The organism is Aeromonas sp. QDB54 (genome assembly GCF_027707385.1).
GTDB classification, from domain to species: Bacteria; Pseudomonadota; Gammaproteobacteria; order Enterobacterales; family Aeromonadaceae; genus Aeromonas; species Aeromonas hydrophila.
Genome location: NZ_JAPCIT010000007.1, coordinates 63930 through 74880, shown reverse-complemented (window position 1 = coordinate 74880; position 10951 = coordinate 63930). Strand labels below are relative to the sequence as shown.

The following is a 10951-nucleotide window of genomic DNA, read 5'->3' as shown; positions in this document are numbered from 1 at the left end:
AGCCAGTTTAACGTTGAGGTGAACATATGTTGCCATCAGCCATTTATGAACCGCTGCCCTTTGCCTATATGGGCAGCGGTTTGCTGTTGTTGGGGATTGCCGATCAGCCGGGGCTGTTGCTGGCCGGGTTGGCATTCTATCTGGCCGGTTCGCTGGCCTGGTTTCGACGCGGGGCCTATCGCCGGCCCGACAAGCAGCAGCTGCGAAAGCAGGGCTGGCCGCTGTGGCTCTACGAGAGCCGGCCGTTCGCGCTGATCCTGCTGGGCCTGCTGATGCTGCGCCTCGCCACCCACCCGGTGTTCCTGGCGCCCGCTTTGGTCTGGTGCCTGCTGGGTGGCTATCAGCTGCTGCAGCGTCACTACAACCGCATCGTGCTGGCCCGCGTCCTGGCCTGAGCCAACAATTGACCCGCACTTTTCAGGCGAGCCCCGCTGGCTCGCCTTTTCCGCATCTATCGTAGGGGCAAAAAGCCGTCGCCCCCGCCTTGCTCTGCCGGTATAATGCGCGACCCGAATTGTTCCAGGTGGTCAAAATGCAGCCGGTTACCAACCTCTTCTCCTATCCCCGTTACTGGGCCGAGTGCTACGGCACGGCGCCCTTCCTGCCCATGTCCCGCGCGGAGATGGACAAGCTCGGCTGGGACAGCTGCGACATCGTGCTGGTGACAGGCGACGCCTACGTGGATCACCCGAGCTTCGGCATGGCGGTGATCGGCCGCATGCTCGAATCCCAGGGCTTTCGGGTCGGCATCATCGCCCAGCCGGACTGGTCATCGAAAGATGACTTCATGCGCCTGGGCAAGCCCAACCTCTTCTACGGGGTGACCGCGGGCAACATGGACTCCATGATCAACCGCTACACCGCCGACAAGAAGCTGCGCCACGACGACGCCTACACCCCGGGGGACGTGGGCGGCAAGCGGCCGGACCGCGCCACCCTGGTCTATACCCAGCGCTGTAAAGAGGCCTATAAAGAGGTGCCGGTGGTCATCGGCGGCATAGAGGCATCCCTGCGCCGCATCGCCCATTACGACTACTGGTCCGAGACCATCCGTCGCTCCATCCTGATCGATGCCAAGGCCGATATCCTCATCTATGGCAACGCCGAGCGGCCGCTGATCGAGGTGGCCCACCGCATCGCTGGCGGCGAAACCATCAACACCATGCAGGACATTCGCGGCACTGCGGTCATCCGCAAGGAGCCGCTGCCGGGCTGGCGCGGGGTGGATTCGAGCAAGCTCGACCAGATTGGCCGCATCGATCCCATCCCCAACCCCTATATGGAAGGGGCGCCCTGCGCGGACGACGAAGGTACCGCGCCGGTGGAGCAGGAGGCCAAGCCCATCCTGGTACAACCCCCTAAGCAAAAGCCATGGGAGCTGACCTACGTCAAGCTGCCGGCGTTCGAGCGGGTCAAAGAGGACAAGGTGCTCTACGCCCATGCCTCGCGCATCCTGCACCATGAGACCAACCCCGGCTGCGCCCGCGCCCTCTCCCAGGCCCACGGCGATCGCATTATTTGGGTCAACCCGCCCGCCTTCCCGCTCGAAACAGACGAGATGGACGGGGTGTTCGGCCTGCCTTACCAGCGGGTGCCGCACCCGGCCTATGGCAACGCGAAGATCCCGGCCTACGACATGATCAAGACCTCGGTCAACATCATGCGCGGCTGCTTCGGCGGTTGTTCCTTCTGCTCCATCACCGAGCACGAGGGACGCATCATCCAGAGCCGCTCGGAAGAGTCGATCTTGAAAGAAATCGAAGAGATCCGCGACAAGGTGCCGGGCTTTACCGGCGTCATCTCGGATCTGGGCGGCCCCACCGCCAACATGTACAAGTTGCGCTGCAAGAGCCCCAAGGCCGAGCAGACCTGCCGGCGCGCCTCCTGCGTCTGGCCGACCATCTGCCCACACATGGACACCGACCACAGCCCGACCATCAACCTCTACCGCAAGGCGCGCGATCTCAAGGGCATCAAGAAGATCCTGATCGCCTCCGGCGTGCGCTACGACATCGCGGTGGAAGATCCGCGCTACATCAAGGAGCTGGCCAAGTACCACGTCGGCGGCTACCTCAAGATCGCGCCGGAACACACCGAAGAGGGCCCGCTCTCCAAGATGATGAAGCCGGGCATGGGCAGCTACTACAGCTTCAAGGAGCTGTTTGACAAGTATTCCAAAGAGGCAGGCAAGCAGCAGTACCTGATCCCCTACTTCATCTCCGCCCACCCGGGCACCACGGATGAAGACATGGTGAACATGGCGCTCTGGATCAAGTCCAACCGCTTCAAGCTCGATCAGGTGCAGAACTTCTACCCGTCGCCGCTCGCCAACGCCACCACCATGTATTACACCGAGAAAAACCCGCTCAACAAGGTGAGCCGCCAGGGCGGGGACGTGTTCGTGGTGAAAGGGGAGCGTCGCCGTCGCCTGCACAAGGCGCTGCTGCGCTACCACGATCCGGCCGGCTGGCCGATGATCCGCGAAGCCCTGCTGGAGATGGGCAAGGGTCACCTGATCGGCAACGGCCCCGACTGCCTGGTGCCGCCGGAAGGCCGTGGCGAAGCCAAAGCCGAGCGCAGCCGCAGCAAGGGCCTCAAGCCCGCGCTGACCCGCCACAGTGCCATCACTCATCAGCGCAGCAACGGGGCGGGCAACAAGGCCGCCCGCAGCGAGGCCGGTGCAGCCAATGCCCCGGCAGCCAGCAGAAATGGCGGCAAGGCCGGTAATGGCAAACCGGTGGGTTCTCAGCTCCAGAAAGGCTCGGGCAACGGCAAGTCTGCTGCACAGGGCGTAGGGCAGGGCACTGGTCAGGGTAAACCGGCAGGGCAGGGGAAACCCGCTCACAAAGGCAAGGCCCCGAGCCGCGCAGGCACTGCCAAGCCGGGCGCCAAACCCGCCACTCTAGGCGGCAAGCCTGCGGCCAAAGGAAATGGCGCCAAGCGACCGGCGCGGTAATATTTCCTGATTGGAAAGCGACAGAAATAAAAGGCGACCGGATGGTCGCCTTTTATTTATATTATATTTGATATTTAAATTATTACGGCAACATAGAACTAGCTTTCTGATAGTTCATCAACAGGACTATCCTTTAATAAATCCTCTAGCGACATAGATTTATTATTATCATGTTCTAAGTATTCGTTAAAAAATTCGCTAAAGTTTATATTTCTATATCTAACAATGCCTGGACCCATTCGTCCCATTTCTGATATTGCCTCAAATATTATACGGCGCACATCTGGGGTTAAAGTAATAAAACTAGCCCAATCAATATTTAGAGCGTTTATAAAGTCGATATTAAATCTTAACTCATAGTAAGTTCCATCAGCCTTCACCAAGGCTGTTCTGCCAAGTGAATTTCTTGGCTCTGGTATTTCTCTTACTTCAATAATTCCAGCGTAATGCAGTAGTTCCTCAAATTTCATCTCCCCTTCCATGACAATATCGAAGTCAGGAAATGTAATCCCGGACAGAAAATCTGATAGGCGTCTGAATCTAATAACTCCACGAGCTACATCTCTATTCTGAGCGTTGCCAATTGTTGAAATCATTGCAGCCTTAAGCTCTTCTATTTGCTCGCTAATAGTAAAGACCTTTCTGGTCTCAATATCTTGCTGCCGTTGCTCTCGAAGGAGACGTTGAAAAAGAGAGCCCCATTGTTTTTTTAGATGATTCTCAATGTCTTCAATTTTACCAAATGGAATGACACTATTTCCTTTATTTCTATGTGATAAGAATGTAATGAATTCGAATATATATTTAGCTGTTTCAGGTTTATCAATAGACGGAAATTTTATCTTATCTACAAGCTCTTTGTTTTTTTGGTATACATAGTGGTCATGCATAACTTTTTCATCAACAAAGGCAAATACAGGAACGCCAGAATCTATGGCCTTCAATACTTCTAATTGTGTGATTGATAGTTTTTCTGGTTCTTTTAAAACAGTTACGTCAAAGCTGGATTTAATTAGATTTTCTAAATCTATATTCGACAACGCGTCAGGGATAGCTTTTCCTCCAAAGCGAGAGCCGATAAGTACGACAACGATATCAGCATTGGGTACTTCTTGTATACAGCTGGTGTGAGTATGTGTTCTGGGATCATATAGAATATCTGAATATTCACTTAAGACTGGTTCATAGCCTATTTTTAATAGAAATGATCGAAGTTGCTCCCTTGCCATACCAAGATCATAGCAAGTTGATGACACAAATACTTTAGGGCTTGGCACAGGTACTCCTTTAATTTTTTAATATTATATAAGGATGAATTTTATCGAAAATCTGGGGCACCCACCTTTCTGTGTGAGGCGTAAGACCACCAAAACCCACGCTACCGCCCGTGGATGACAGATTTCAAAATGCTCCATTGACCGGTGAGGGCTGTCACCCATCGCAGTTCAACAGGCTCTGGATGGACATGGTAAGCCAAATGAAACTGGCTAGGCTAGCCTTTAAATAATGCAACCATCAGCATCTCATCGTTTTTTGAACTGGATCAGCAAATGGATTTGAAAGGGTATATGTAGCTATTTTCATCCCCTAAAAAGATGACTGTCCCCATTGTGGGAGGCTTTGTTATCTTGCCGGGGATGTCTGCAGGGGTGATGTGTGTCCCCTATCTTATCTCAACAGGAGCAATCAGATGACGTTAAAGATGCGATCCCGCAGGGAGAAGGTGGGCAGCGGGCTCGGGCTGGTACTGGGGATCATCGGCTTCAACCTTATGGTGCCCCTGCTGTTTGAAAAGCAGGCGGGCTTTGATGGCAACCAGATGCTCTGGGCCGCCGTGACGGCGCTGGCCTGCTCCGAGCTGGGGGCTAGGATGGGCAAGTGGCTGGATTGCCGGGAGCAAACGAGAGCCGGCGACTGATTTAGGAGGCGGCCGACAGGTCGCGCGTTGCTCTGAACTGGCTGGGAGTCAGGCCGGTGATGCGTTGAAACTCGCGATTGAAATTGGATTTGGTCTGAAAACCGGCGCTCATCAATATCTGGGTGATGCTCTCATCCGTGTTCAGCAGGGCCTGCCTGGCATGGGCAATCCGATATTCGTTGATGACCCTGGGGATGCTCTGCTGGCGCACCAGATTGACGGCACTGGAGATCTGCTTGGCGGGAATGCCCAGTTTGCGTGAGAGACGGGCCAGGGTCAGCTCAGGATCCAGATAGCAGGCTTTCTCTTTCATCAGGTTATCGAGCAGTGCCACTATCTCCCGGGCGCGATCTTCGTTCAGCAGCGGCGCTTTCTCAGCAGGCTCGGGAACGGAGGCTGGCATCTCCTCCTCTTCTGCGTCAGGGGTATTGACCCCTACCATCACCACGGCCGCCGCCAGCATGGGCACCAGCATCAGGTGACCCAGCGACAGGATATAGGGCGCCAGCTGGCCTTGATTGAAGGCGAAGTCGAGGGAGACGGCTGCATCGATGGCCGCCGAAAACAGCAGCATCCAGCCCGCGATATGTTCCGCTCGCCTGACCCCCTCCCACTCATTGAATGAGACATAGAGCAGCAGCTGCGTCTTATCGGAAAAGCGCACCAGCGCGATGCCGTAGCAGAGATAGATGGCGGTCAGCAGGCCATCCAGCGGCAGTGGCAGCCAGTTGTGGGTCAGCATGCCGAGGGCAATCAGCGCAGGGCCGACGCCGTGCAGCCAGGAGACGCGGGCCCCTGGCGTTTTGGCCCGGCTGAAGATATGCCAGGCGGCCACCGGAATAAGTGAGGCGAGGATCGGCTGCGCGAGACTGAGCAGCGCCAGATCGAAGGTCCAGCGCAGCCCCACCACGCCGGTGGTGATGGCGCACAGCAGCAAAAAGAGGGCGGTCGTTCTGGCTGCCCTGCCGAGGCGCGCCAGCAGCACGGCGGCCAGCAGAGCCAGCAGCAAGGAGACGATAAAGGGTATGGGTATGGCCAGCATCATGTATCCCGTGTGCAAAGAGTGGCCGTTGACCGGCGGCGGCATGCCAGCATAACGGCTTGGGTCAGGCGAATGAAGCCCATGATGGCGCGGGCGCGGTTCGAGGACGACCTGAAACCGGTTTGAGGACGCCGGGGGGCGCTTTGCTCCCCATGATAAGGGCTCTCAATCACCATAACAGGCAGGTATCCATGTTCTCTTTCTACTGGCTGGGGTGGCAACGCGCCCTGGATTTTTCGGGTCGCGCCACCCGGGCCGAGTGTGGGTGGTTCATGTTGGGCCATCTGCTGATCACCCTGATCTGCATCTGGCTGGACGTGCTGCTTGCCAACCTGGGCTGGCTGGATCTGAGCTACGGCCTGGTGAGCAGCGTGCCCCTGATTGCGCTGATCGTGCGTCGCTTGCACGACACCGGCCGCTCCGGTTGGTGGGGCTGGGTGTTTCTGGTGCCGGCCGTGGGGCCCTTGCTGCTTATCTATTTGCTGGCGCAGCAAAGCGGGGCAACCCATGTTGGCAAGGAGGCATCGGCATGAGACACGCACTCTGGTTGTTTATGCTGTGCTGCTCGCTGACGGTGGCTGCCGTCAACAATCCCCACGATTTTCCCAAGGGGGCGCTGGGCCTGCTGCAGGTCGACAGCCTGATCCGTGGCGAGCTGCTGTGGATGCAAGGGCGGGTGGGGGAGGGAACCTATACCACCACTGATGCCGAGGGGCGTCACTGCGCCATCCGGGTGCCGGTGGCGGTCGGCAAGGTGGCGAGCAGCGGCCTTGGCATCGACTCCACCGCAGGGCTGGCCATCGTCGTCATGACGCCGCGGCTCGATGCGGCGCTCAGCAAGGGGGAGCGGGTGAACAGCAGCGACTTCACCTTCTCCCGCGAGGCAGCTGACCCCGCGGCCGACGGCTATATCGTCAGCGGGATCGCGGCAGACGAAGGGTTTGTGCTGAACTCGCGGCGGCGCTGGATAGCCTGGTTGCTGGAAGACAAACCGGTGCTGCGCTGTCAGTAAGGTCTCCTCGTCGGAAGGATGCGCCGGCCAAGGAAGGTCCACTGGCCGGTGTGCCTACTGCCACACTTCCTGCCCCTTGGCATTGAGCAGGGTGTGAAAGAGATAGTGATCGTCCCGATCGTAATAGACGGTGAGGGTGTGCTGCTCGGTGTAGTCCGCCGCCACGCTGGCCACCGTCATGGGTATCAGGATCAGCTCCCCCAGCCCCATGGTCACGGCGCTCGCCGTGGCCTGGCCATTGCCGTCAGCGCGCTTGTGGATCTTGCCTAGCACGGTAAAGCGATCGCAGCCCTGCACTTTATCCTCGGTCAGAAAGGTGGCCTGCTGGCAGAGCTGGGGCTTGCCCAGTTCGGCGCGAATGGTTTCGCGGGTCTGCCCCGCGGCCAGGGTGCTGCGAAAGCGCCCCGAGTAGTGGTCGATGGCGGCGGCGCAGCCGCTTAGCAACCCAATCAGCAGCAGCGGTGTGAACCGCAAACAGGCGCGTTTCATGGACGGGCTCCATCATCCGCCAGAGGGGCATCGCCGCGCCGCCCGGGTTCGCTGCGATGCAAAAAGGTGGTCAGGGTATCGCGCGGCGGCGTGATGCCGCACTGCACCAGAATCCGCCCGATCGCCCCCCTGTGATAGCCGCCGTGGGTCACCAGGTGCAACAGCATCTCGGCGCGGCTCATCTGCCCCCTGTCGCCATCCACGAAGTTGAACGAGAGCACGGCCTCGCCATCTGCCTGGCTCAGGCCGGCGACGTAATCCAGATACCAGGCATCCAGCTTGCCGATGGCGCTGCGCAACATCGCCAGAGTCGGCGTCTCCGGGGTATTGGTGGCGGTAAAGTCGTGGCGTTCCCCCAGCAGATTGGCCTTGAAGATGGCATCGACCATATGGATATGGTTGAAGATGCGCAGGGCCGTGTGGTGCGCCTCGCCATCTTGCGCGGCATCCAGGGTGGCGAGGGCATCCAGCAGTTCGCCATCGGCCCAGGCCTTGTAGCGAAACAGCGAGAGCAGGGTTGAGCTTGGCATGGCACTCCTTGGCGCGTCTTATGTCCAAAAGCGGGCATCTTAGCCAGATGGAGCCAAAAATGACACTCCCCGGGCAGAGGGCGGGGGGAGGCCAGCCACCGGCTGTGTCCGGGTCGGTGGGGATGCTACCCTGTCAGCCGTTGCCGGATAAAACGGCGCCCATAACCCGCCGCCACAAGGAGTCCCCATGCGCATTGCCCTCGTAGGTCTTGGTGATATCGCCCAGAAAGCCTATCTGCCGCTGCTTGCCAGTGACGAGCGAGTCACCCCGCTGCTCTGTACCCGCAATCCAGCGGTATTGGCTAAGCTGGCCCGCCAGTACCGGATCGCCGAGTGCTTCACCGAGCTGGGCGACTTGCTGGCAAGCGGCCCGGATGCGGTGATGATCCACGCCGCCACCGCGGTGCACCTTGAGCTGGCCGCCCAGTGCCTGCGCGCCGGCATCCCCACCTTTGTCGACAAGCCGCTGTGCGACACTCTTGCCGGGGTAGAGGAGCTTGCCAATCTGGCGCTGGCGCAGAACCGTCCGCTGTTTGTCGGCTTCAATCGCCGCTATCTGCCCGCCATGAGCGCGGCCCGGGCGCTGCCGCTTGCAGATAATCAGCCGCTTACCGAGCTCAACTGGCAAAAACACCGCCACGCCCTGCCAGGGGCGCCGCGCTCGTTTCTGTTCGACGACTTTATCCATGTGCTCGACAGCCTCTGCTACTACGGCGGCGTGCCAGATGGGGAGGTCCATGCGGTACTGCGGCGCTGTGCCCGTCAACCTGAGCTGCTGGCCGGGGTGAGCGTGGCCTGGCAGAGCGGGCAGGTGGCGGTGAGCGGCAGCATGAACCGCAGCGCCGGCCTCACCGAGGAGCGCATCGATGCCTATGGCGACAACCTCTCCCTGCATATCGAAAACTGCACCCGGGGCACTCTGGCCCGCGATAAAACCGTGCAGACCCTGGCGCCGGACGACTGGCAGCCGGTGCTTACCCAACGGGGCTTTGCCGCCATGCTGGCCCACTGGTATCAGCAGATTGAGGCGGGGCGGGCGGACGGGGCGCTGATTGAGAGTTACCTGCACGGCCACCGGCTGGCAGAGCAACTGGTCACCCTGGCGGGGGAGTGAGGGTGAGCGCCGCGCCGGTTTGCCCAAGTCATCGGCGGGCTGCGGGCGAAAAAATCGCCGGACCACTGTATGAGATGGCGCATCCCTGCGCAGTTGATTGGCGGGGGCGCTGCCGCGCAAGCCAAGCGGGCGCTTGTTTGCTATCTTGGCGGCCATGAACTGCCAGCAGAGCGACAGAGTGTGATGAACCAGCTATTGAAACGGGGTGGCCGGCTGACCGCCCTTGCCAAACGGGAGCGGATCCCCGCCATGATGGCCAGGGTGGCCCGTCCATGAGCATCATTTTGGGGATAGACCCGGGTTCGCGCATCACAGGTTACGGGGTCATTCGCATCGTGGCGGGCAAGGCGGAGTACCTGGGCTCGGGCTGCATCCGCACCGATCTGGGCGAGCTGCCGTCACGCCTCAAGCAGGTCTATGACGGAGTGAGCGAGATCATCACCCAGTTCAAGCCGGACGAGTTTGCCATCGAGCGGGTCTTTATGGCGCGCAACGCCGACTCTGCCTTGAAGCTGGGTCAGGCTCGCGGCAGCGCCATCGTGGCGGCAGTCAATGCCCTGCTGCCGGTGAGCGAATACTCGGCCACCCAGATCAAGCAGGCGGTGGTGGGTACCGGCGGCGCCGCCAAGGAGCAGGTGCAGCACATGGTGACTCACCTGCTCAAGCTCTCGGCCACCCCCCAGGCGGATGCGGCGGATGCCCTCGGGGTGGCGCTCTGCCACTTCCATACCCGCCAGATCCTGATCAAGATGGCCGGGCGCAGTACGGGATCGGTGCGCGGCCGTTACCGCTGAGCCGATATTGCCGGTCTGATACCGGCAATCTCAGGCAACCGGCCCTGTGCCGGCTGGTTGCCTCCTCTGACAGCGGCGACTGTCGGCAAAAGCCTCAACAGAGTCACAAGCTGTCGCACTGCCTTTCCGCCTCATGCTGCTGCCCTCCTGGGTACTACCGACAATCTTCTCAGTTAATCAACAACTTGTGACGTAAGTCACGTTTTTAGACCTTTATCGCTTCCCTTCGCTTGCCCGATCGGGACTCCCATAATGTGCGCCGGTCGCGTGGTGCGGCCCGGTGAGCCGCAGGCTCCCGCTTCATCCATCATTGGGAGAGTTGAGAAGTGAAACCTTTTGCAGCTGAATTCATGGGCACCTTCTGGCTGGTGCTGGGGGGCTGCGGCAGCGCCGTGCTGGCCGCCGCCTTTCCGAACGTCGGCATCGGCCTGCTCGGCGTGGCACTGGCGTTCGGTCTGACCGTGCTGACCATGGCTTACGCCATCGGCCATATCTCTGGCTGTCACCTGAACCCGGCCGTGACCATCGGGCTCTGGGCCGGTGGTCGTTTCCCGGCTTCCGGCGTGCTGCCCTACATGGTCGCTCAGGTATTGGGCGGGATTGCGGCAGCGGCGGTGCTCTATGTGATTGCCAGCGGTCAGGCCGGTTTCGATCTGGCGGCGGGCTTTGCCTCCAACGGCTATGGCGAGCACTCCCCGGGCGGCTACAGCATGCTGGCGGCGCTGGTGTGTGAAGTGGTGATGACCGGTTTCTTCCTGTTCGTCATCATGGGCGCCACCGACAGCCGGGCCCCGGCCGGCTTTGCTCCCATCGCCATCGGCCTGTGCCTGACCCTCATTCACCTCATCAGCATTCCGGTGACCAACACCTCGGTCAACCCGGCGCGCAGTACGGGCGTGGCCTTCTTCGTAGGGGACTGGGCACTGGGTCAGCTGTGGCTGTTCTGGGTTGCGCCCATCGTCGGTGCCATTCTGGGTGCATTGGCCTATCGCGCGATCGCGACCAAAGCCTGATCCGTCAGGGCAACAAAGTGTGGTATCGACACGCCCCCGGGCGTGTTTTTTCGTTTCTGGCGGGCACGAAAACGGGCCACAAG

At 59.8% G+C, this 10951-nt stretch carries 12 protein-coding genes; 8 read left to right on the top strand and 4 right to left on the bottom strand.

Annotated elements, in window-relative coordinates:
- Window positions 1–26: 26 nt before the first annotated feature.
- Window positions 27–395 (top strand): hypothetical protein, encoded by a 369-nt coding sequence (locus tag PG881_RS08730; protein ID WP_011705202.1) that lies wholly within the window; start codon window positions 27–29, stop codon window positions 393–395.
- A 137-nt stretch (window positions 396–532) separates the two neighbouring features.
- On the top strand, window positions 533–2956 hold the full coding sequence (locus PG881_RS08725; RefSeq protein ID WP_270799359.1) for a YgiQ family radical SAM protein: 2424 nt from the start codon (window positions 533–535) through the stop codon (window positions 2954–2956).
- A gap of 98 nt (window positions 2957–3054) precedes the next feature.
- Here PG881_RS08725 and PG881_RS08720 read toward each other — a convergent pair whose 3' ends face one another.
- Entirely contained in the window at window positions 3055–4233 is a 1179-nt protein-coding gene (locus PG881_RS08720; protein WP_270799357.1) for a DUF4062 domain-containing protein, read from the bottom strand.
- 413 nt (window positions 4234–4646) lie between these two features.
- On the opposite strand from PG881_RS08720, the gene PG881_RS08715 reads away from it, so the two are divergent.
- On the top strand, window positions 4647–4874 hold the full coding sequence (locus PG881_RS08715) for a hypothetical protein (protein ID WP_135320340.1): 228 nt from the start codon (window positions 4647–4649) through the stop codon (window positions 4872–4874).
- A gap of 1 nt (window position 4875) precedes the next feature.
- On the opposite strand, the gene PG881_RS08710 is transcribed toward PG881_RS08715, so the two are convergent.
- Window positions 4876–5916, bottom strand: coding sequence for a helix-turn-helix domain-containing protein (locus tag PG881_RS08710; protein WP_270799354.1), 1041 nt, complete (start codon window positions 5914–5916; stop codon window positions 4876–4878).
- Window positions 5917–6107: 191 nt separating this feature from the next.
- Here PG881_RS08710 and PG881_RS08705 point away from each other — a divergent pair, with 191 nt between their 5' ends.
- Window positions 6108–6449, top strand: coding sequence for a DUF805 domain-containing protein (locus tag PG881_RS08705; protein WP_201880488.1), 342 nt, complete (start codon window positions 6108–6110; stop codon window positions 6447–6449).
- On the top strand, window positions 6446–6928 hold the full coding sequence (locus PG881_RS08700) for a hypothetical protein (protein WP_270799348.1): 483 nt from the start codon (window positions 6446–6448) through the stop codon (window positions 6926–6928). The genes PG881_RS08705 and PG881_RS08700 overlap by 4 nt, the downstream gene beginning before the upstream one ends.
- A 54-nt stretch (window positions 6929–6982) precedes the next feature.
- On the opposite strand, the gene PG881_RS08695 is transcribed toward PG881_RS08700, so the two are convergent.
- Both PG881_RS08695 and PG881_RS08690 read right to left on the bottom strand, forming a co-directional pair.
- On the bottom strand, window positions 6983–7417 hold the full coding sequence (locus PG881_RS08695; RefSeq protein ID WP_270799346.1) for a hypothetical protein: 435 nt from the start codon (window positions 7415–7417) through the stop codon (window positions 6983–6985).
- Window positions 7414–7947 (bottom strand): DinB family protein, encoded by a 534-nt coding sequence (locus PG881_RS08690; RefSeq protein ID WP_270799345.1) that lies wholly within the window; start codon window positions 7945–7947, stop codon window positions 7414–7416. Before PG881_RS08690 ends, PG881_RS08695 begins: the two co-directional genes overlap by 4 nt.
- 187 nt (window positions 7948–8134) lie before the next feature.
- Between PG881_RS08690 and PG881_RS08685 the strand changes: the two genes are divergently transcribed.
- The 3 genes from PG881_RS08685 (at window position 8135) to aqpZ (ending at window position 10868) form a co-directional block, all read left to right on the top strand.
- Window positions 8135–9061: a Gfo/Idh/MocA family protein gene (locus tag PG881_RS08685; protein ID WP_270799343.1), complete on the top strand. Its 927-nt coding sequence runs from the start codon at window positions 8135–8137 to the stop codon at window positions 9059–9061.
- Between the two features lie 272 nt (window positions 9062–9333).
- Window positions 9334–9855, top strand: a complete 522-nt coding sequence (gene ruvC, locus PG881_RS08680) for a crossover junction endodeoxyribonuclease RuvC (RefSeq protein WP_005298649.1) — start codon at window positions 9334–9336, stop codon at window positions 9853–9855.
- Window positions 9856–10181: 326 nt separating this feature from the next.
- Window positions 10182–10868, top strand: a complete 687-nt coding sequence (gene aqpZ / locus PG881_RS08675) for an aquaporin Z (RefSeq protein WP_011705214.1) — start codon at window positions 10182–10184, stop codon at window positions 10866–10868.
- Window positions 10869–10951: the final 83 nt, after the last annotated feature.